This is a genomic window from Agrobacterium sp. ST15.16.024 (assembly GCF_027956545.1).
Classification (GTDB): Bacteria; Pseudomonadota; Alphaproteobacteria; order Rhizobiales; family Rhizobiaceae; genus Agrobacterium; species Agrobacterium cucumeris.
On record NZ_JAQKGO010000005.1, the window covers coordinates 110,538 to 132,472 of the forward strand.

Annotated in this window: 19 protein-coding genes; 8 read left to right on the top strand and 11 right to left on the bottom strand. The window is 60.2% G+C overall.

From position 1 onward, the window contains the following. Window positions 1–256 precede the first annotated feature (256 nt). Window positions 257–1,561 (top strand): MFS transporter, encoded by a 1,305-nt coding sequence (locus PL640_RS16960; protein WP_271362851.1) that lies wholly within the window; start codon window positions 257–259, stop codon window positions 1,559–1,561. Between the two features lie 60 nt (window positions 1,562–1,621). Here PL640_RS16960 and PL640_RS16965 read toward each other — a convergent pair whose 3' ends face one another. The 5 genes from PL640_RS16965 to PL640_RS16985 form a co-directional block, all read right to left on the bottom strand. Then, on the bottom strand, window positions 1,622–2,959 hold the full coding sequence (locus tag PL640_RS16965) for a sensor histidine kinase (RefSeq protein WP_142842514.1): 1,338 nt from the start codon (window positions 2,957–2,959) through the stop codon (window positions 1,622–1,624). 37 nt (window positions 2,960–2,996) lie between these two features. Beyond that, complete coding sequence (locus PL640_RS16970) at window positions 2,997–3,650, bottom strand: response regulator transcription factor (protein WP_142842513.1); 654 nt, start codon at window positions 3,648–3,650, stop codon at window positions 2,997–2,999. Between the two features lie 66 nt (window positions 3,651–3,716). After that, window positions 3,717–5,384, bottom strand: a complete 1,668-nt coding sequence (locus PL640_RS16975) for a phosphoethanolamine transferase (protein WP_271362737.1) — start codon at window positions 5,382–5,384, stop codon at window positions 3,717–3,719. A gap of 182 nt (window positions 5,385–5,566) precedes the next feature. Then, a complete protein-coding gene (locus tag PL640_RS16980; RefSeq protein WP_271362738.1) occupies window positions 5,567–5,830 on the bottom strand; it encodes a spike base protein, RCAP_Rcc01079 family in 264 nt (87 codons plus the stop codon). Between the two features lie 252 nt (window positions 5,831–6,082). Further along, complete coding sequence (locus PL640_RS16985) at window positions 6,083–6,997, bottom strand: LysR family transcriptional regulator (protein WP_271362739.1); 915 nt, start codon at window positions 6,995–6,997, stop codon at window positions 6,083–6,085. A gap of 155 nt (window positions 6,998–7,152) precedes the next feature. Between PL640_RS16985 and PL640_RS16990 the strand changes: the two genes are divergently transcribed. The 6 genes from PL640_RS16990 (at window position 7,153) to PL640_RS17015 (ending at window position 14,318) form a co-directional block, all read left to right on the top strand. Then, on the top strand, window positions 7,153–9,315 hold the full coding sequence (locus PL640_RS16990; protein WP_271362740.1) for a TonB-dependent siderophore receptor: 2,163 nt from the start codon (window positions 7,153–7,155) through the stop codon (window positions 9,313–9,315). 27 nt (window positions 9,316–9,342) lie between these two features. After that, window positions 9,343–10,245 carry an iron-siderophore ABC transporter substrate-binding protein gene (locus PL640_RS16995; protein ID WP_271362741.1) on the top strand — a complete coding sequence of 301 codons (903 nt, stop codon included), beginning with the start codon at window positions 9,343–9,345 and terminating at the stop codon, window positions 10,243–10,245. Next, a complete protein-coding gene (gene fhuB / locus PL640_RS17000) occupies window positions 10,242–12,209 on the top strand; it encodes a Fe(3+)-hydroxamate ABC transporter permease FhuB (protein ID WP_271362742.1) in 1,968 nt (655 codons plus the stop codon). Before PL640_RS16995 ends, fhuB begins: the two co-directional genes overlap by 4 nt. Window positions 12,210–12,239: 30 nt before the next feature. Continuing rightward, a complete protein-coding gene (locus PL640_RS17005) occupies window positions 12,240–13,049 on the top strand; it encodes an ATP-binding cassette domain-containing protein (RefSeq protein WP_271362744.1) in 810 nt (269 codons plus the stop codon). Between the two features lie 248 nt (window positions 13,050–13,297). Continuing rightward, a complete protein-coding gene (locus tag PL640_RS17010) occupies window positions 13,298–13,825 on the top strand; it encodes a DUF992 domain-containing protein (protein WP_142842507.1) in 528 nt (175 codons plus the stop codon). Between the two features lie 97 nt (window positions 13,826–13,922). Continuing rightward, window positions 13,923–14,318 (top strand): c-type cytochrome, encoded by a 396-nt coding sequence (locus PL640_RS17015; RefSeq protein ID WP_271362745.1) that lies wholly within the window; start codon window positions 13,923–13,925, stop codon window positions 14,316–14,318. A 3-nt stretch (window positions 14,319–14,321) separates the two neighbouring features. Here the strand turns inward: PL640_RS17015 and recX are convergent, their stop codons facing one another. From recX to PL640_RS17045, 6 genes are all read right to left on the bottom strand, one after another. Continuing rightward, window positions 14,322–14,912 (bottom strand): recombination regulator RecX, encoded by a 591-nt coding sequence (recX, locus tag PL640_RS17020; RefSeq protein WP_271362746.1) that lies wholly within the window; start codon window positions 14,910–14,912, stop codon window positions 14,322–14,324. Window positions 14,913–14,982: 70 nt separating this feature from the next. Continuing rightward, the gene (locus tag PL640_RS17025; RefSeq protein WP_271362747.1) at window positions 14,983–15,903 is read right to left on the bottom strand and encodes an SMP-30/gluconolactonase/LRE family protein; all 921 of its coding nucleotides are present in this window, start codon (window positions 15,901–15,903) and stop codon (window positions 14,983–14,985) included. Window positions 15,904–15,937: 34 nt separating this feature from the next. Continuing rightward, on the bottom strand, window positions 15,938–16,885 hold the full coding sequence (locus PL640_RS17030) for an ABC transporter permease (RefSeq protein ID WP_065116281.1): 948 nt from the start codon (window positions 16,883–16,885) through the stop codon (window positions 15,938–15,940). Continuing rightward, complete coding sequence (locus PL640_RS17035; RefSeq protein WP_142842503.1) at window positions 16,882–17,823, bottom strand: ABC transporter permease; 942 nt, start codon at window positions 17,821–17,823, stop codon at window positions 16,882–16,884. The genes PL640_RS17030 and PL640_RS17035 overlap by 4 nt, the downstream gene beginning before the upstream one ends. Continuing rightward, window positions 17,820–19,283, bottom strand: coding sequence for an ATP-binding cassette domain-containing protein (locus PL640_RS17040; protein WP_271362748.1), 1,464 nt, complete (start codon window positions 19,281–19,283; stop codon window positions 17,820–17,822). The genes PL640_RS17035 and PL640_RS17040 overlap by 4 nt, the downstream gene beginning before the upstream one ends. Window positions 19,284–19,380: 97 nt before the next feature. Continuing rightward, window positions 19,381–20,394, bottom strand: coding sequence for an ABC transporter substrate-binding protein (locus tag PL640_RS17045; RefSeq protein ID WP_065116284.1), 1,014 nt, complete (start codon window positions 20,392–20,394; stop codon window positions 19,381–19,383). Between the two features lie 302 nt (window positions 20,395–20,696). Here PL640_RS17045 and PL640_RS17050 point away from each other — a divergent pair, with 302 nt between their 5' ends. Then, a complete protein-coding gene (locus tag PL640_RS17050; RefSeq protein ID WP_271362750.1) occupies window positions 20,697–21,935 on the top strand; it encodes a GAF domain-containing sensor histidine kinase in 1,239 nt (412 codons plus the stop codon).

Below are 21,935 nucleotides of genomic sequence, written 5' to 3' on the forward strand. Positions count from 1 at the left end.
CGGATTGCAATGGCCCGGTTCTGCTTTTCCCGGTATCATCGTCGCCGATCCTGCGGCGCCGACCGGTATGGAGGGCCGGGCTTCACGAGGACGCGGGTCACTTCTGACGTTTCCACCGCCTTGTTGCGATGCAGCATAAACTTGCGCATTGCAGCATGACGGGTATATACCCCCGCCTAGAGCGACAAATTATCACACCTTCCGTTCGCCCTTCCATCTCCAGACGAAGATGAATTGGAGTTTACCCGTGAATATTATGGCAAATGGTCCCGCCACCGCGCCGGATCAGAAAACCCGTTTGAAATCCATTATCGGCGGATCGGCGGGCAATCTCGTCGAATGGTACGACTGGTACGTCTATTCGGCCTTCACCCTTTATTTCGCGCCGGTGTTCTTCCCTTCCGGAAACCAGACCGCCGAACTGTTGAGCGCAGCCGCCGTTTTTGCCGTCGGATTTCTGATGCGGCCCATCGGGGCCTGGTTCATGGGCACCTATGCCGACCGCAAGGGCCGCAAGGCCGGCCTGACCTTGTCCGTTACGCTGATGTGTCTCGGCTCCCTGCTGATCGCGATTACACCTGGCCATGAGACGATCGGCATTGCCGCGCCTGCCATTCTGGTTTTTGCCCGCCTTCTGCAGGGCATCAGCGTCGGCGGCGAATATGGAGCCAGCGCTACCTATCTCAGTGAAATGGCCGGCAAGAGCCGTCGCGGCTTCTTCTCCAGCTTCCAGTATGTAACGCTGATCTCCGGCCAGCTTCTGGCGCTGGCGGTGCTTCTGGTGCTGCAGCGGATGCTGACGCCGACACAGCTTGGCGAGTGGGGCTGGCGCATTCCCTTCTTCATCGGCGGTATTCTGGCGATTGCGGTATTTTACATCCGTCGTGGCCTTGCCGAAACGCAGTCTTTCGAAAATGCCAAGGCGGGCGACGCCGACAAGCCGAAATCCAGCGGATGGGCGCTTTTCAAGCACTATCCGCGGGAAGCATTGATGGTCATGGCGCTGACATCAGGCGGCACGCTCGCCTTCTACGCCTACACCACCTATCTGCAGAAATTCCTCGTCAACACCTCCGGTTTCAGTAAGGAAAGTGCGACTGAAATTACCACGGCGGCGCTTTTCGTCTTCATGTTGTGCCAGCCGCTTGCCGGTGCGCTGTCCGATAAGATCGGCCGCAAACCGCTGATGGTGGGCTTCGGTATTCTCGGCACGCTGTTTACCTACCTCATCTTCACCACGCTGGCGACGACGACCGATCCGATCATGGCTTTCGCCCTCGTTCTGGTCGGACTGCTGATCGTTACCGGCTACACCTCCATCAATGCGGTGGTGAAGGCGGAAATGTTCCCCGCCCATATCCGCGCGCTCGGCGTGGCGCTGCCCTATGCGCTGGCGAACACCATTTTTGGTGGAACGGCGGAGTTCGTGGCCTTGAAGTTCAAGCAGATCGGCCATGAAAACTGGTTCTTCTGGTATGTAACGGTCATGATTGCGCTGTCGCTGGTGGTCTATGTGAAGATGCGCGATACGCGCGATCACAGCCACATCCACGAGGATTGAGCGGTACATCCAGACATAAAAGCCCCGTCCTTTTGGCGGGGCTTTTTGTTTTAGGTGCCTTCAGGCGCTTTCGACAGGCAGAACCACGCGCGCCTCGAAACCGTCTTGCCGGCCGGGTGCGGGTGAAGAAAGCAGCAATTCGCCGCCGGTCTGTTCCACCAGGCTTTTGACGATCGCAAGGCCAAGCCCGGTGCCATCCGCCTTGGTCGGGCCTCGGGCAAAACGGGTCGTCAGTTTGGGCAACAGCGCCCCGTCGATTGCCGGTCCGGAATTGATGATGCGGATCGTGCCGTCCTGTTCCGCCAAAATCTGCACCGGGCTTCCCGCCGGGCTGTGGATCAGGGCATTTTCGAGAAGGTTGCGCACGATGATGCCGAAGGCGTCCGCGCCTATCCTGCAGGGCAGTCCGTCCTCGCAGTGATTGGTGAAGCGGATGCGGGATTTGCCAATCGCAGTTCTCACCATGTCGTCGATGACGAGTTCGAGAACGGGGATGACATCATTTGCCGTATCGGTCACGCCGATCCTCGCTTCGGCCCGTGACATCTGCAGCAGCTTTTCGGCGAGATGGCCCAGATGTTGCAGGGATTTCTCGATATTCTCGACGCGCGGCGCAAGTTCCGGCGGAATATCGGCATGCAGCCGCTGCGCCTGCGCCAGCGCGCCGGCAATTGGCGTCCGCAATTCGTGGGCGCTGTTGGCGGTGAACTCCCGCTCCGCCTCGATTGCCGATCGCAGCCGTCCAAGCAGCAGATTGACCGAGCGGGCGATGGGATGCAGTTCGCCGGGAAAAGGCTGCGTTTCGAGCGGCGCAAGGTTGCCGCCATCCTTTTTGCCGATCTCGTCGCGCAGGGTCTGTATTGGTTGCAGGGTCCTGCGCACCACCACGATCACTGCAAAGATGCTGGCGGGAATGAGGATGAGTACGGGCAAAAGCAGTGCGCTGCCCGCTTCCTCGATCGCCTCGCGCCGGTTGGCGAAGGCATCGGCGACCTGCAGGAAATAATTGCCGTCCGGCGTTGCAACCGTGTAGATGCGCTGTGTCGCGGTTTCGGAAAAACCGGGATCGAGTGAGACTTCGAAAGGCTCCGTCGAACTATCATGCGAATGCAGCACGACCTGTCCTTCGCGGTCGCGCACCTGATAGGTCAGATATTCCGCGCCTTCCGCCGAAGGGTTGAGCTTGCGCGAGGCGGGGGCCGTGTTGTTTTCCCTGAGATCGTCGGCCAGAAGCGGCAGCAGCCTTTCGGCCGTTTCCTGCACGCCGGCATCGAAAATCTCGGCAAATTCGTCCTGCATCACCATGACGCCCAGCCCGCAGGCAAGGAGCCAGGATATGGCGACGACGCTGGTCAGCGCCGTCACGAGCTTGCGGGTCATGCTGGTCGGTCTGGCCATCTCTGCCTACTTGTTATTTACTTGTTAGCCGTCTGGCTCACTTGATCGTGTAGCCGACGCCGCGCACGGTCTCCACGCGGTCATGGCCGATTTTCTTGCGCAGCCGGCTGATATAGACCTCGACCGTGTTGCTTTCTATTTCCGCGCCGAATTCGTAAAGCGTGTCGTGCAACTGGGCTTTCGAGACGACGGCGCCGGGATGTTCAACCAGCTTTTCAAGCACGGCCCATTCGCGGGCGCTGAGTGTCTGTGCCGTTCCGTCGACCGTGATATTGCGCGCCACCTGGTTGATCTCGATGCCGGGCAGGCGAATGACGGGCGCCGAGCGGCCCTCGTAACGGCGCGAGACCGCCAGCATGCGCGCGGAAAGCTCATCGAGGTCGAAAGGCTTGACCAGATAGTCGTCCGCGCCGGCATTCAGCCCGGCAATCCGGTCGGAAACCTGATCATGTGCCGTCAGGATGATCACCGGCGTGGCGTCGTCGCGCTTGCGCAGCGCTTGCAGAAGGGTGATGCCTTCGCCATCCGGCAGCCGCATGTCGAGCAGGATCAGGCCATAGGCCATGGTCAGCGTTGCCGCCATGGCGTCGTCCAGCGTCTTGAACCAGTCAACAGCATGGCCGGCCGCTGCGACATGGTCTCGCAACGCCTCTCCAAGGACATGATCGTCTTCAACAAGCAGAACCCGCAAGACAGCTCCCTTTATCGCGTCGTCCTGCGTATCGCTTTCACGGGATAAGCGTCAAGCACTGTTCGTTCAGCTGTTCTGGCGCTGGGTGCAGCCGCCGAAGACGTCCAGCGAGGGATCGTAGACGGAAGTGGAGACGTTCATCATGCCAAGGATGCTGTGGAAATAATTGTCGTGGGAGCGTCCACCCTCTGCAGCACTTTTCGCAAGGCAGGCCCGGTTAAGCCCCATGGATTTGGCGAAATCATCGTCGAACCAGACGAGAAACGGCACATGGGTCTGCTGGTCGGGGGCAAGCAGGTAGGGTGCGCCATGCAGGTAGACACCATTCTCGCCAAGCGATTCGCCGTGGTCGGAGGCATAGATCATGCCGGTCGCCAGCCTGTCGGAGCGTGCTTTCAGCTTGTCGATCACGGTCGAGAGGAAGTGGTCGGTATAGAGAAGCGTGTTGTCATAGGAATTGACGATCTCGGCATCGCTGCAATTGCCAAGCTCGGCGGTGCGGCAATCCGGGGTGAATTTGCGGAATTCGTCGGTATAGCGCAGATAATAGGTCGGTCCGTGGCTGCCCATCTGGTGCAGCACGATGACGCTATCCTTCGTGACGTTGTTGAGCCAGGCGTCGAGCTTGTCGAAGAAGATATCGTCGCGGCATTCTCCGCCGGTGCAGAAGCGGCTGTCATTGGTGGAAGGCAGGTCGAAATAGGGGATACGGTCGGCGACGTTCTTGCTGCCGGTGTTGTTGTCCAGCCATGTTGCGCTGACACCGGCGTGGACGAGGACGTCCATGACGTTTTCATTCGCGAGCGCCTTGCTATGGCTATATTGCGAACGCGGGAATTTCGAGAACATGCAGGGAATGGACATCGCCGTCGCGGTGCCGCAGCTGGTCGTGTTGGGGAAATAGATCACGTCGCGTTTGGCCAGTTCCGGATTGGTGTCGCGCCCATAGCCGTTCAGGGAAAAATTCGCGGCGCGAGCGGTCTCGCCCGCAACGATGACGGTGATGCGCGGCTTATGAACACCTCCAGCGGCGGGAAGAACCTTCGCATCCCTGCCGATTGGGCTGACCTGTATTTCGGCTTCCTGACCTGCCTGCGTGAAATAATGGACGGCGGACATCATCGGCGACAACGGGTTGACGCTTTTGACGATATCCTTGTGCTGCCGGATGGCAGTCGTGAATGTCTTTGAATTCGCAAAGCTGATGATGCCGACGATGCCGAGGCATACCAGGATGCTGATGGTGTTCCACAAAAGCTTGTCGAGGATTGGCCGATGCCGGATGCGGATGGCGGCGATGACGATGGACGGCACCAGTCCGTAAATCGCCATATGCCAGACAAAGCCGGGGGTAATCAGATTGCCCGCTTCCGCCTGCGTGGTTTCCATGGCGTTGCGGATCATGTCGCTGTCGATGACGACGCCGTAACGGTCCATGAACCAGGAGGCGGCAGCCGCTGCGAATATGACGAAGACCAGAAACGGCTTGATGAGATACTTGGCGGAAAAAATGGTGATGAGGGCGCCGAAAAGCGCCACCATGGCGACATAAAGCGCAACGATGGCAACCGGATAAGCGGAAAGATAGGTGTGAACCTTCGACCAGAATGTCTGGTTCATGAAAAACAGCAGATAGGCCGCCGTCAGCAGGCTGAGCGGCACGCTGCCGATTTCCGGACGATACGATTCAACGCCTGTCGCTTTCGCGGTAAAAAGAGCCAATGCCAGGTCCACCAGATTTCAAATGTGCCGGCGGTGGCGGAGAACGAGCAAACGCCCCGTTCACGCCGCCGCATGGGCCGATGGATGGCGGATGCGTTATTTAGCTGACATCAACCTGAAAGCTTTGTCATGAAAGTGTCATATCAAGGCGTGGGTGCTTTCAGATCGAGGGCTGGGCGTTGGCGTTGCATCACCTAGCTCAGTCCGATTATCCCCGTTGCGGTGGTTCGGGTTGCAAATACGCGTGTTGCCCGGACCGGCAAAAGGCTGCCTGCGGAAAGGTTCTGGAAAGTGACGGTCGTTCCGGAAAGCAGGGTAAGGGAAAGCTGCCCGCCATTGCCGACATAAATGGCACGCGTGGGCGAAGGAAGCGGATTAGTATCGTCGGGCACGATGTCGAAACCGCGGGATGCCGGTGATTCCAGGCCGGCGGTGTAGTGTTCGTAAGTCTCAGTCATTGCTGTCTCCCGTAAATCAAAATCTGCCGTGATTATGCGAGGGATCTGGGCAGCGGGGATAAGTGGGCACGATATATCTGCGGTGGACCTTTCGTCCTGCACGCGGTTTTCCCGAAAGACGGGTATTTTCCCTGCAATCTCCGGCGTTTGGCTTCACAGGCCTTGTCGCCATTCCCGTCGGGCAATCCGACGTGGCGGATTTTGCATTCACATCAGGGAGTACGTCGCTGCCAGAGGTGAGTGCTTTCTGCCTTAGCTGCGTGTGTGGAGAATGAAGGCTCTCACTGCCGGAGAAGCTTCCGTTTTTCGATGGGCGATGGCGAGATCAGAGGTGGTGGAGCTTGCGGCAAGCGGCACATAACGTACGCCGGGCAACCTCAGGCAATCGAGTGAGCGTGGCACCAATGCCACGCCGAGACCAATGGCCACCATGCTGGCAATGGTGGTGTAATCCCGGCCTTCCGGGCTGATCGTCGGCTGGAACCCGGCCTCGTTGCAGGCTTCTATCGTATTGTAATGAAAGCCGACATCCGGCGGCTGTCGCGGGGTGATGAAGGTTTCCCCTGCAAGATTCTTCAGATCGACCTGCAGCGCAAAGGCCAGGGGATGATTTTCCGGCAGGGCCGCCATCAGCGGTTCGCGCAGAACCACCTGGGTGGCAACCCCTTCCGGAATGGGCGCCGGTGGGCGGATGAAGGCGAAATCCAGATTGCCGTCGGCGATCTTGGCCAGTTGCAGCCGCATCTCCATTTCGATCAGTTGCAGTTCCACATCGGGATGGGAAGCGCGGAAACTGGCGATGAACTTTATCAGCAGGCCGGAATAGGCGGCAGAGGCCACATAACCGATGGAGATGCGGCCGGTCTCACCGCGATCCACACGTTTGAGGGCCGCAAGCGTTGCCTCGGCATTGGCGAGGATTTTCCGGGCATCCTCGTAGAGCAGCTGGCCGGGCGTGGTCAGCTTTACCGACCGGCGTGTCCGGTCGAGCAGCGGCATGCCGACAATATCCTCAAGCGCCATGATCTGCTGGCTCAAACCCGGCTGGGCAATGCCGAGGCGGGCGGCGGCGCGCTCGAAATTGCGCTCATCCACCAGCGTGGTGAAATAGCGCAGGTGGCGCAGCTCGAATGTGTCCGCCCGGCTTGCCGGCTTCCTGCCCATCATTGCGGCCTTTCGCAGTAGATTTGAATAATTCCAAGCTATTATCGATCGTGTTTTTCATAATCAATAGTTCTGAAAAAAACCGGCTTGGCTTATTGGATCACAATCTACACCTTGCGTAATAAGATGACTTAAATTCTCCAGAAAAATATCCGTTAATGACGGTGCGGGTGATAAAGGGTCTTGGCGTGCAGGGAAAAACCAAACACATTTCCATTCTGGCCGGCGGCTGCGCCGCCATTGCCTATGTGGCGTTTTTATCCTCAGGCGCTGCCCTTGCTCAAGAAGCCGGGACGACAGTGCTCCAGACCATCACCGTGGAAGGCGCCAAAAAACAGGACCCCAAGGCTCCCGTGAAGGGTTATGTGGCGAAAACCAGCGCCAGTGCCACCAAGACCGGCCGATCCCTGATCGAGACGCCGCAATCGGTCTCCGTCATCACCCGGGATCAGATGGATGCGCAGAATGTCCGCAATCTCAGCGAGGCGCTGAATTATGTGCCTGGTGTCGTCGCGCAGCCGTCAGGCTCCGATCCGCGCTTTGATGCGCCGCGAATTCGCGGCTTCGCCGGAAACCAGCTGCAGTTCCTCAATGGTCTCCGGCTTATGCGCACGGCCGGCGCACCCTCCTATGAGGTCTATGGTTTGGAGCGGGTGGAGGTCATTCGCGGGCCGGCCTCGGTGCTTTATGGTCAGGGTAATCCCGGTGGACTCATCAATCTCGTCAGCAAGCGGCCGACCTTCGAGCGTTTTGGCGAAGTGGGCGCGCAGATCGGCAGCTTCGATTATTACCAGTCGATGTTCGATATTGGTGGTCCGGTGGCGGATAGCGAAAGCTTCGCCTATCGGCTGACCGGTCTTGCCCGCAATGCCCATGCCCAGACCGACAATCTGCAGAACGATCGTTATTTCATTGCGCCGGCTCTCACATGGCAGCCGGACGAGGATACGAAGCTGACGGTTCTTGCGTCCTATCAGCACGATAATCCAAGTTCACCTTCCGGCCTGCCGCCGGCGCTGACGTATTCGCGGCCTGGCAACATGCTGGACCGCAGTTTTTATGTCGGCGATCCGTCCTTTGATACGTCGAACCGTAAATTCACCAATATCGGCTATGAATTCGAGCATCGTTTCGACGATACTTTCACCTTCCGGCAAAATGCACGTTATTCCAATTTCGACTGGTCCTACCGGGCGCTCGGCATGTCTTCAACCAGCGGCGGCATGATCGGCAATCTCATCCGCCGGAACGCGACATTGCAGGACGAGCTGCTGAATACCTTCAATATCGACAACAGCCTGCAGGCGGATTTTTCAACCGGGCCGGTGGATCACACCCTGCTTGTCGGGCTGGATTATCGTTATTTCGATAACAACGTCAAAACCGAATTCTGGGCCGCGACGCCGCTCAATCCCGTCAACCCGGTCTATGGTGGGCCGATCAGCCTGACCTCGCGCACGCTTTATGCCGATGTGAAGACGGATATCTCGCAGATCGGCCTTTATGCACAGGACGAGATGGCGATTGAGAACTGGCGCATCACTGCTGGCCTTCGGCAGGACTGGGCGAGTACCGGTGGCACGACCTTCAACGGCACGACCTATCGTGCACTCGACAAGGACGACCACAAGCTCACCGGTCGCGTCGGCGTCAGCTATCTCTTCGATGGTGGCATCGCACCCTATGTCAGCTATGCCACGTCCTTCGAACCGGTGCCGCAGCCGGCTGTCGGTGATGCGCCGAAGCCGACCACCGGCGAGCAATGGGAAGCCGGTATCAAATACCAGCCCGAAGGTTTCGACGGTTTTTTCTCCGCGGCGATCTATGATCTGAAGCAGAAGAATGTGACGACGACGGTGGGCGGCGTGACGCAGCAGATGGACGAGGCGCACGTGAAAGGCCTCGAACTTGAAGGCGTTGCAAGCATTGCCGACGGGCTCGATCTGCGTGCGGCCTATACCTACATGGACAGCGAAGTAGCGGGCCGCGTTAACAACGGCAGGGAACTGGACAACGCACCGCAGCATGCCGCGAGCCTCTGGCTCGACTACACATTTGCGGAGGATACGGCGCTTGAAGGCTTCGGGATCGGCGGCGGCGTCCGTTATGTCGGAAAGCGTTATGGCGATGCCGCCAATACCTTCGAAATGAAGGGTCTCGCTTTGCTCGATCTCGGCGTGCATTACGAGAAGAACGGCTATCGCGCTTCGCTCCTCGTGCAAAACTTGACTGATAAAGAATATATTTCTAGTTGCTCCACTTTCGGATGCTATTACGGTGACGGAAGAACGGTTATGGGCAAGCTGACCTATCGTTGGTGACGCCATATCAAGTGAAGCAGCAGGGGCATGACGCGCAAGGATCTATGGATGTCCCCCATTTGGGGGCGGCGGGAATTTTTAGGCCTGCTCGCCGCTTCGGCTCTTGCAGGCAAGGCGCGGGCGGCGGTGACGCCCCGCATCGCCGCAATCGACTGGGCCATGCTCGAAACCTCCGTGGCGCTCGGCGTCATGCCGGTGGCTGCAACCGAGCTCATCCAGTTCAGGGTCGATGCGGTCGAGCCGGAAATCCCTGAGAACGTCGTTGATCTTGGTCTGCGCGGCGCACCGAATTTCGAGCTACTGCAATTGACGCGGCCGGATCTCATTCTGATCTCGCCTTTTTACACGCGCTACACCGGCAGGCTGGAAGCGATTGCGCCGGTCTTCTCGCTGCCTTTTTACGTGAAGGGCGAGCCGCCTTTCGGAAAGGCGCTTGCGGCAGTGTCGGCTCTTGGCGAGAAGCTCGGCCGGGCTGATGAGGCGCGCAGGGTTTTGAGCGAAACGGACGCGGCGCTGCAAGCCATGCGCACCCGCCTTGCCGGTTTTTCCGCGCGGCCGACCTATGTGATCAATATTGGTGACGCCCGGCATTTTCGTGCGTTTGGTGCGGACAGCATGTTCGGGGATGTGCTTGGTCGGCTGGGGCTCGCCAATGCCTGGGTGGATCGTTCGCAATTCACTTTCGCAGCGCCGGTGCCGCTGGAAAATCTCGCCGCGTCGCCGGAGGCGCGTATCGTCATCGTCTCCGATATTCCGGTGGAAGCCCGTGAGAGCCTGCGCAACAGCGCCATCTGGCGGGCCCTTCCGGCCGTGCGGGAAAACCGCGTGGTGACGCTCGGCAATATCGGTCCCTATGGCGGCATCACCGCCGGCATGCGTTTCGCGCGGCTTCTGACCGAGGCTTTGACGGCGCAGGGAGAAGCCCTGTGACGGCGCGGCCTCTCCAGCTTTTCTGCGGGCTTCTGTTCGTGCTGGCCTGCGGGCTTTCGCTGCATGCCGGCCTGCAACGGCTAACTTTCAGCGCATGGCCCGGCCTGCCATTCGATGCCGCCAAGCTGTCGATGGATCAGGTGATTTTCGCCTTCAGCCTGATGCCGCGTGCAGCTGTCGCCATTCTGGCGGGTGCGATGCTCGGCCTGTCCGGTGCGCTTCTCCAGCAATTGCTGCGCAATCCGATTGCCGACCCCTCGACGCTCGGCATTTCCGCCGGTGCGCAGCTGGCCATCGTCATCGCCACCCTGTTCTTTCCCTCGGTGCTGGATGGCAATCGTGCATTGGTGGCACTCACGGGCGCTGCCGCTGCCGCCGGCATTGTCTTCCTTCTCGGCTGGCGACGGTCTTTCGAGCCGGTGACCATGGTGGTATCTGGGCTGCTGGTTGGCATTACTGCCGCCTCCGTTTCGGCGGCGCTGACGCTGGCGCAGGGCGAATATCTGATGTCGCTTGTCGTCTGGAACGGCGGCTCGCTCAGCCAGCAGGACTGGTCGAATGCCTTTTCCCTTGCCTTCCAGCTTCTCGTCGGCCTTGTGCTGACCGGTTTGCTGATAAGGCCATTGACGGTTCTCGGTCTTGGCGATGCCGGTGCGCGATCGCTCGGCGTATCGCTGTTTTCGATCAGGCTGGCGGTCGCGGCCGTTGCAGTCGCGCTTGCCGCCTTCGTGGCCGCCGCGGTCGGCCTCGTCAGTTTCATCGGCCTTGCCGCACCGGCGCTCACCCGGGCACTCGGCGTGCGGCGGTCATCCGCAGTGCTCATGGTTTCGCCGCTGCTGGGCGGGCTGCTGCTCTGGTTCTGCGATGGTCTCGTTCAGCTTCTGGCGAGCACGACGGCTGAAGTTTTCCCCACGGGCGCGGTAACGGCGCTGATCGGTGGACCGCTGCTTCTGTGGCTGTTGCCGAAAATCCGGCCGACCGATGTCCACCGCAGCGAAGGCGGCGATGTTGCGGCAAGACGCCGGCTTGCCGCACTGCTGCCAGTGCTTGTGATCCTGGCTGTGCTGATCTTTGCAGCGCTTGCGATCGGCAAGGGGCCGGATGGCTGGACTGTACTGGGCGCGGGTGACCTGCAAAGCCTTCTACCCTTCCGCTGGCCGCGGCTGGTGGCGGCCATAGCCGCCGGCGGCCTGCTGGCTCTGGCGGGTGCGCTTCTTCAACGGCTGACCGGCAATCCCATGGCAAGCCCGGAGGTAATCGGCGTCAGCGGCGGCGCAGGCCTCGGTTTTGCCGCCGCCATCACGATTTTTCCGGCGGCAGGCCTCCTTGAATTGTTCGCGGGTGCCGGCATCGGCTCGGCGGCGGTCATGACCCTCGTGCTGTTCTTTGCGGTGCGCCGATATCTGGCGCCGGAAAAAATACTGCTTGCGGGTATTGCCGTCAGTTCGCTTTGCTCGGCGGTGCTTTCGGCCCTGCTTGCCATTGGCGACCAGCGCGCCTGGCAGATTCTTGCCTGGCTCAGCGGTTCGGGTTCCACGGCCACGCCCGCTTCGGCGATATTTCTTGCCGTGCTTTCCGTCGTTCTGCTTTCGGGTGCCCTGTCGGTAACGCGCTGGCTGACAATTCTGCCGCTCGGCCGGGATGTGCCGCTTTCCCTCGGGCTGCCGCTCAGTCTCGCACGCATTGCCGTTATCGCGGTGGCCGGCATCGCCACCGGTGCGGCCTCGCTGCTTGTCGGTCCCTTGAGTTTCGTCGGGCTGATGGCGCCGCATATCGCGCTTCGCGCCGGCTTCACCACGCCGCGCGACCATCTGTTGGCTTCATTCCTTTTCGGAGCGGTGTTGATGGCGCTTTCCGATCTCGGGGCGCGAACGGTCACCTTTCCCTATGAGCTGCCGCTTGGGCTTTTTGCGGCACTGGCCGGTGCGCCTTACCTGATCTGGCTTTCAGGCAGGCGCCAATGATGTGTCTGGGCATTTACGGAGATAAGAACCATGGGTGAGGCAGCGCTTGCCGCCGGCTACGACGATACCCCGCTTTTTTCGCTGGAAGGCGTGACGATGGAGGTGCCCGGCCGAACATTGCTGCAGCCGCTGACGGCAAGTTTTGCAACCGGCAAGACAATCGGCTTGATCGGTCATAATGGTTCGGGAAAATCGACGTTGCTCAAGATTCTGGCGCGGATCCAGGAGCCAACGGCTGGTAAAGTGTCGTTTGAGGGAAAGACGCTGGGTGACTGGGGCAATCGGGAGTTTGCGCGAAAACTCGCCTATCTGCCGCAATATACGCCGGCCGCCTCCGGCATGCTCGCCAAGGAGCTGGTGGCGCTCGGTCGTTATCCCTGGCATGGCGCGCTCGGCCAGTTCACCAGGGCGGATCAGGAGAAGGTGGATGAGGCCATCGAGTTGACGGACACCGTGGCCTTCCGCGACCGGCTTGTGGACACGCTTTCCGGTGGCGAGCGCCAGCGCGTATGGCTTGCCATGCTGGTGGCCCAGAATGCCGAAAGCCTGCTGCTGGACGAACCGATATCGGCGCTTGATCTCGCACATCAGATCGAAGTGTTGTCGCTGGTACAGAGACTGTCGCGCGAAAAGGGTCTCGGCGTCATCGTGGTGCTGCACGATGTCAACATGGCGGCACGCTTTTGTGACGAGATCGTCGCCCTGCATTCCGGCAATCTGATTGAAAGAGGAACCCCGCAGGAGATCATGACGCCAGAGGCGCTGAAGCGGATTTATGGGGTGCGCATGGACGTCATGACGCATGCCGCCACCGGCTTGCCGGTCGCGCTGCCGCTTTGAGTTTGTTGCAGCAAAACAACGCCTGAAAGCGCTTGTTGTTGACAGTAATTTTCAACGCATTTTCCGCCCTAACAATGTCTTAATGGCATCCTACCGCCATTAGACATTGTTAACCGCTTTCCTTTCCTTGCATCCAATTAAGTTGTTTTGGATCGATTTCAGGGAACAAACGTTAACAGTGCGGAATTCAATATCCGGAGAGGGCAAGAAGGGCTGCTGCGGGTAGGACTAAAACAGGAGAAAATAAGATGAAAAAGGCTGTTGCCGTAACTTTTGCCGCATTGACGATGGGCCTCGGTGGGGCTGCATCCGCGCTGGCTGCCGACCTTGCGAGATATGAGCCCGCTCCGCAGGAGCAGGACGACCGCAACGGCGTCAAGATCGGTTATCTGAGCTGCGATATCGGTGGTGGTGTTGGTTATGTTCTCGGTTCCGCCAAGGAACTGGACTGCACCTTCCAGTCCACGATGGGCGCCCGCCGCACCGACCATTACACCGGCGCCATCCGCAAGATGGGCGTTGACCTCGGCTTCACCACACAGGGCCGTCTGGTCTGGGCCGTTTTTGCCCCGACCGCCGGTTACCACCGTGGTTCGCTCGGTGGCCTCTATCAGGGCGCAACGGCTGAAGTGACCGTTGGTCTTGGCGTTGGCACGAACATCCTCGTTGGCGGCACCTCCGGCTCCATCCAGCTGCAGACGGTCAGCGTGACGGGCCAGGTTGGTCTCAACCTTGCTGCCACCGGCACCTCGGTTACGCTGACGGCCATGAACTGATTGGCAAAGCGCCCGGTGCTTTGACCGGGCATTCTGTCGCATGTCAAAGCACGCCCTCTTCGTTGTCAGACGGGGAGGGCGTTGTATTATCCGGGCCATGATTTCCGTATCCAGATATATTGCGGCAGCGACCGTGTTTTCCCTCCTAGCGGCGAGCGCCTTTGCCGAAGGCGATGCGGCGCATGGGGAAAAGGTTTTCAGCCGCTGTTCCACCTGCCACAGTGCCGATACGCCGCGCACCCGCATGGGTCCGCATCTGATGGGTGTGGTCGGCAGGCCGATGGCTTCGGTGGCCGATTACGGCCATTATTCGCAGGCGCTGAAGGATGCCGGCGCGGTTGGCCGGGTCTGGACGGAAGACGAACTGCAGAAGTTCATCGCCAGCCCGAAGAAGGCGATCCCGGGAAATGCGATGCGCTTTTTCGGACTGTGGAGCGAAACCGATATAACGGACCTGATCGCCTATCTGAAAACGCATCCCCTGCCGCAATAATCGTCAGAGCGGTGCTTCCGCGATTATCTCTTCCGCCTCTTCGAAGGTCATCGCCATGACCTTCCCGCCGATCTCGAAGCCGAAGCCATTGCGGGCGAAGGCGGAAAACTCCTTGCCCTTTCGTTTCTCGTCGAGTTCGACACGGCGAAACGGCCCGAAGGCGCGCTTGCGTGCGAAGATGACGGCGGCGACCAGATCATTGGTCTCCTGCAACGCGGCCGTTGCCGTTTCCCGGGCGATGCCCTTGATCTGAAGTTTCTGCGCCAGCCCACGTTTCGATTTGCCGCTGCGCTGGCCGCTTCGCACGGCAATTTCCGCATAGGCCGTATCATCAAGCGCCTTGATGCCGTAGGCAAAGGTCACGGCAAAGTCGCCGAGCGCCTTCACCTGCGCCGGGCTGATCTCCTCGAATTTTTCCCGTGCCTTGCGCATGATGGCATCGCGCAGCTGCCTTTCCGTCATCATCCGCTGTTCCAGCCGGTAGAGGGCGGAATTGCGCGCCCAGGACAGCATTCGGCTGGTGGGCTCAACGGCCTGCGCTTCGCCGTCGAACTCCATGTCATCAGTCAGGAAGGGGCTGGAATCGTCACTCATGCCGCATTTATAACGCGGCGAAGCCGTCTTGCCAGTTCCTTGCCGATCTGAATTCTACGCTTTCAGCGTCTCAGGGTGTCTGCGCTCCGGTTGCGGCCACATACACCGAATAGAGCGATTTCGTCGCGGTGATGAACAGCCGGTTCTTTTTCGGGCCGCCAAAGGTGAGGTTTGCAACCGTCTGCGGCACCTTGATCTTGCCGATGAGCGTGCCATCGGCCGCAAAGCAGTGAACGCCATCACCGGCGCTGGTCCACAGATTGCCGGCCGTATCCAGACGGAATCCGTCCGGCAGGCCATTGTCGAGATTGCAGAATTCCCGACCATTGGCGAGCTTTACGCCGTCCACCACGTCGAAGACGCGGATATGGCGCGGGCGGGAGACATCGTGGCTGTAGGAGCTGTCGGCGATATAGAGCTTCGTTTCATCCGGTGAGAAGGCAAGGCCGTTCGGCTGCATGAAGTCATCGATGGCGATGTCGATCTTTCCGGTTGCGGGATCGAGCCGGTAGACATTGCGAGTCTTCTGTTCCGGCTCGGCCTTGTAGCCCTCGTAGTCGGAGAGAATGCCGTAGGTGGGGTCGGTGAACCAGATGCTGCCATCGGACTTGACCACCACGTCATTGGGCGAATTGAGCCGCTTGCCGCCATAGCTGTCGGCGAGAACCGTAATCGACCCGTCGACTTCGGTGCGGGTAACGCGGCGGCCGCCATGTTCGCAGGAAATCAGTCGCCCCTGCCGGTCACGTGTGTTGCCGTTGGTGAAGTTGGAGGGGTGGCGGAACACCGAGATGCCGCCATCCGGCACCCAGCGCAGCATGCGCTGATTGGGAATGTCGCTGAATAGCAGGCAGTTCAGATCGGCAAACCACACCGGGCCTTCGGCCCAGCGGCAGCCGGAATAAAGCTCTTCCAGCTCGGCATTTCCGACGATCAGATGGCGGAAGCGGTCGTCGTGGATTTCGTAAGGGGAGGTGTTGTCTGTGGTCATGAGCGTGGTCCGCTTGTGGGCTTGTTGTTTGGGGTCAGCGCGTGGCCTTGGGGCCGCTTGCCAGAAGAATGACTGAAATGATGATGAGGCCGGTGAGGATGAGGCGGATGCCGGCGCCGAAACCATAGGTATTCAGCATCGAAACCACCAGGAACATGAAGAGCGAGGCGCCCCAGATGCCGGGCACGTTGGAATCCCCACCCGCCACCGCCGTGCCGCCGATGACGACGACGGCGATGGACATCAGCAGATATTCCGAGCCCATGTTGAGCGCAGCACCGCCGGAGAAGCTGGCGAGAAGATAACCGGCAATCGCTGCCAGCACCGCGCAGAGCACATAGGTGACGAAACGGGTGCCATCCACCGGAATGCCGGTCATGCGGGCGGCAAAGGTGCTCTGGCCGATCGCGGAAATCCAGCGTCCATAGAAAGTGCGATCTAGCAGCAGCCAGGCGACGACCGAAAGCAGCAATGCGACAAGTGCGACGTTCGGAATGCCGAAAGAGCTGGAGATGGCGAAAGTGGCCAAAGTTTCCGGCGGCTTGATACGCAGGCCGCGGTTCGACCAGATGGCGATGGATTGCACGATGAAGCTCATCGACAGCGTCGCGATGATCGGCGGGATGCGTAAGAGCTTGATCAGCGCATAATTGCCGATGCCGATGGCGATGCCGATCAGGATGGCGATCAGCAGTCCGGGCAGGATGAGACCATCGGACACATCCATGAATTTCAGCGCCAGCGTGCCTGACAGCGTCATTGTCGCGGGAACGCAGAGGTCGATATTGCCCGGCCCGAGCGTGATGACGAACATCTGGCCGATGCCGACGATGACGGAAAAGGCCGCGAAGGTGAGTGCTGCATGCGACAGACCGAAGGAACTTGCGCCGCCGGTGAAGAGCACTGTGATGATCCACACCGCAGCCGTTGCGGCGAAAGACCAGATCCATGGTTTTTTTGTGAGGGATGACAGCCCGTTCATTGATTTTTCTCCCGCTTTTCAAGACGGTTGAGCAGGATGCGCAAGGCAAGCACGATGATGAGGATCGCGCCCTGCGCGCCGATCTGCCAGTCCGGCGAAATGCGCATGAAGGACAGGAAAGAGCCGGCAAGCGTCAGCGTCAGCGCGCCGATGACAGCGCCGATGGGCGATACCCTTCCGCCGACAAATTCGCCGCCGCCGAGGATCACGCCTGCAATCGACAGCAGCGTGTAGCGCAGGGCGATATTGGCGTCAGCCGCGGTCGTCAGTCCGACGAGAGCGATGCCTGACAGCACCGCGAAGAAACCGGCCAGCGCAAAGGTGGCGGCGCGGATGCCGACCACCGACCAGCCGGAGCGCTCGACCGAGCGGAAATTGCCGCCGACGCCGCGCATCAAAACGCCGAAGGAGGAGCGCATGACGATGTAATGCGCGACGACCGCGATCAGGATGCTGGCGACGATGGCAATCGGCACCAGTGGTGGTTTGGCTGTCATCAGTGCCCGAATGAAGGCGGGGGCCTGGCCACCCGGCGAGGGCAGAATGAGCACGGCCAGACCGCCCCAGACGAAGCTCATGCCGAGTGTGACGACGATGGAGGGCAGGGCGCGGATATGGATGATGGCCCCGAGTGCGGCATAAACCGCAATCGCGCCAGCGAAAATCGCGATCCCCAGCAGTGGCGTCGTCTGCAGGAAGGTGGCGGTGACGCAGGCGCAGAAACTGACGAAGGTGCCCATCGACAGGTCAAGATCGTTGACCGACATGATCAGCATCTGCGCAATGGTGGCAAGCGCGATCGGCACCGCCAGATTGAACAGCAGGTTCATGCCTGTATAGCTCATGGCGCGCGGCTGCATGTAAAAGACGGCAGCAAGCAGGAAGGCGAGCGAGGCGGCGGGAATGATGAGACGGAGCGCGTTTGCCGAGAGTTTCATGCGTGGTCCTCGCCGGCAAAGGAGGCGGCCAGCACATTCTGCTCGGTAATGTCATCGCCGATAAGTTCCGCCTGAATGGCGCCGTCGCGGAACACATAGACCCGGTCGCAAAGGCGGATTTCATCCATTTCGGTGGAATACCAGATGAAGGTGCGGCCGTGGGAAGCTTCGGTTCTCAAGATGTCATAGACCTCCTGTTTGGTGCCGATATCGACGCCGCGCATCGGGTCGTCCATCAAAACCGTGCTGGCGGTGGTGGCAAGCGCGCGGGCGAAAAGCACCTTCTGCTGGTTGCCGCCGGAGAGCGAGAGGATCTTGTTGCCCATATCGGGCGTGCGGATTTCGATGCGCTGTTTCCACTGCGCGCCGACCGCCTTTTCCTTGTCCCTGTCCACCATGCCTGCCGATGAAATATCCCTGAGCGAGGCGATGGAAAGGTTCTTCAGGATGCTCCAGAGCGGGAAGGTGCCGTTCAGACTGCGGTCGCCCGCCACGAAGGCGATATCGGTCTTTCGCGACGGCAGCCAGCTGTTGTTCTGCGCGAGATAAAGATCGAGCAATGCTTCAGTCTGGCCGTGGCCGCCGAGGCCGGCAAGGCCGATGATCTCGCCGCGAAAGGCCTCAAAGGCGAGGCCTTCGCCGCGCCGCGCCGGCATGGAGAGCACTTTTTCGCCTGCCTTGCGGCTTTCTCCCCGCCGCCTGTCCTGTTCCTTGACGACGCTGCCCATGGCTTCGACCAGAGAGCGGGTGGTGAATTCCGCCGCCTTCCGGTCGGCCACCACCCGGCCGTCCTTCATGACGACGATACGGGTGGCCGTGGAGAGAATTTCCCCGAGAATATGCGAGATCAGCAGGACGGAGCCACCCTCACGCACGAAACGGCGGACATAATCCATCAACTGTTCGGCAAGGCCGGCATCAAGCGAAGACGTCGGTTCATCGAGGATCACCAGTCTTGGCGTCTCCGGGGTCCAGCAGAAATTGATGGCGATTTCCACCATCTGCCGTTCGGCGATGGACAATTCGGAAATCGTCAGCTCGCAATCGATGCCGTGGCCGGGGAAAATTTCATCCAGTGTCTGCCGGATCGTCGTCAGCGCCCGGCCGCGCCAGTTTCGGCCGCCGATTGCGGCATGCATGATGCGGACATTTTCGCTGATCGTGAGGTTCGGGCAGAGCGACAGTTCCTGAAACACGCAGCGCACGCCACTGGCGCGGGCGGCGGCGATGCCATGCCGGCCTTGCTCGCCGCGATAGGAAACGGAACCTTCATGTGGCGTCAGCCCGCCATTGATGACGTTGACGATGGTGGATTTTCCCGCGCCATTATGGCCGACGAGCCCGAGGCATTCCCCGGCACGGATGATGAGATCGGCTCCATCCAGCGCGCGCACGGCGCCGAACACGACCTTGACGCCGCGTGCGGCCACGACCTCTTCCGCCTCGATGATGTCATTCATGAGCAATTACGCCAGTGATGTGAAAATCGGATAATATCGGTAGTTGCTGCGACGCCCGTTTCGGAGCGCCGCAGCTATCTGTTGTGAACCGGCCCGCCTATTTGGCGGCGATGGCCTTCTGTGCGTCCGCCTGCGAATATTCCACATTCGCCACGCCGCCCTTCTGGGTGGTCTTGAGGTTTTCCTCAAGATTGGCCTGGTCGATGCGCAGGAAAGGAACGGTCAGATCCTTCTTCACATCCTTGCCGTCGAGGATTTGCTGCGCCACCCAGAAAGCCAGCGTCGAAACGCCGGGGGCGATGGAGACGGACATGGTCTCGTAACCGCTGGCATCCTTCTGCTGTTTCCACCATTGCAGCTCGTCTTCGCGGTTGCCCATCACGATGGTCGGTGTCGGGCGCTTGGCGGCGGCGAAAGCCTGTGCGGCACCGTAGCCGTCACCACCCTGCGTCACCACCGCGGCAACTTCGGGAAGGCTTGGCAGGATACCGGCAACGGCGCGCTGCGCGACATCCTGTGCCCAGTCGCCATTCACCGAACCGACGATCTTGAACTGCGGGTTCTTGGCGACACCGGCGGCGATGCCGGCGTGGATTTCGTCATCCACCGAAACGCCGGCAAGGCCGCGAATTTCGAGCAGATTGCCACCCTTCGGCATGGCCTTGGCCAGATAGTCGATCTGGCTTTCGCCCATCGCCTTGAAATCCACCGCGATACGCCATGCGCAGGGCTCGGTGACGATGCCGTCGAAAGATACGACGGTAATGCCGGCATCACAGGCTTCCTTCACCGCGCCGTTGAGGGCAGTCGGCGAAGCGGCGTTAATGACGATGGCGTCATAACCCTGCAAGATGAGGTTCTGGATTTGCGCCGCCTGTTCGGTCGCCTGGTTTTCGGCGGTCGTGAAGGCGTCGGCGGCCGCGACCTGCTTGTCGGCGACAGCCTGTTTGGTGATCTTGTCCCAGCTGGTCAGCATCGCTTGACGCCAGGAATTGCCTGCGTAATTGTTCGAAAGCGCGATTTTTTTGGCCGACGTATCGGCATGAGCGGTGATCGGCAAGGCTGCGCACGCGACAGCGGCCGACGCCAGAAGCATCTTCCTGAAAGCCATTGATTTTCCTCCCTGGTGGCTTGCCCTTTCGGGGCCGGAACCCTCACCCGCCGCAAATCTCCTCGGCAGCAGACGAAATCCCGTTGCACTGGAGCTCCGTTCCCCAGTACAAGCGAGAATGACCAAGAAGATTTGGCTTGTATAGGCGGATCACGGCAATCTTCCTGCGGGTTTCCGCAGAAAGCATGCGGGAACCCGCAGGACGAAACGGCCTTGCCCGGCGCAGAATGGATGATGCGGCGTTGTGACGGGTCATCTCAGCCGCAATGGTCGAAGGCAGACGCTTGGGAGGGCGTCCGCACATGCTGGATACGCCGAAAAGCGCGCTCTTTCACCACTATATGGGCATTTCGCGGCTGCTTGCCGGGCAGCTGGAATTCAATGCCATCATTCAGGCGGTTGCGACAGAGATCAGCCATATCATCCCGCATGACCATATGGATGTCTGCATCAAGCAGCTGGATGACAAATACCATATTGCCTATGAGAGCGGTCTGGTCAGCGCCTGGAGCCGGCAGCCGCCTGCGCTGTTGACCGGCAGCCCGATCCGGTCCCTGCTGTCAGGTGCGGTCGAATATCTTTTGAGCGGCGATGCCTGCGCCGATCCGCGCTTTCATTTCGAAGGCTCGTTTTCAAGCCCGATCATCGAACTTGGCCTGCATAGCCGCCTGCATGTGCCGATGAAGGTGCATGGCGATATCATCGGCGCGCTCAGCTGTTCCTCACATCAGTCGGATGCCTATACGGTGGAGGATGTCGCCAATGCCCGCGCGGTTGCGGATTTGCTGGCGCCCTATTTCTACGCCATCCGCGCCGCCGAGCAGGCGAAAAGGTCTGCCATCGAGGAGGCGCGCGCCAATGCCCGCGAAGAGGGCCTGCGGCTGGGCGCCCTGCAATTGACCGAGGCGCTGGAGGCCGAGCGGCAGCGCATCGGCATGGATCTGCACGACCAGACGCTGGCGGATCTCACACGGCTGGCGCGGCGCATCGAACGCATGAGCCATGCCGCCGACGTTTCGGGCGAGATGCTGGAGCCGGTGGTGCGCAGCCTGCAGCACTGCATGCAGGACCTGCGCGAGATCATCGAGGAGGCGAAACCCTCCATTCTACAATTGTTCGGTGTCGTGCAGGCCATCGAGACCTATGTCGACCGCTCCGTTCGTGACAGCGGATATGTGATTGAATGGTCGGTAACCGATGAGACCGACGGGCTGGTGGAAACGCTCGACAAGACGGTGGCCATCTCGTTGTTCCGCATCGTGCAGGAGGCGGTCAATAATGCCATTCGCCATGCGCAGCCGGAAACCATTGCCGTGACGCTTTCCTCCGTCGATGGCGGGTTGCGGGTGACTGTCAGTGATGACGGCAGCGGCGGCGGTGGTGGTGGTGGGGCCTCCGGCGGTCTCGGCATCGGCAACATGAAGACGCGGGCGCGGCTGATTTCGGCGCGGTTCGATATTGGCGGCAACGGCGCGGGAGCCGGAACCCGCATTACCGTGACGCTGCCGGAAAGCGCTTTCGATCGGCGGGAGGAGTTGTGA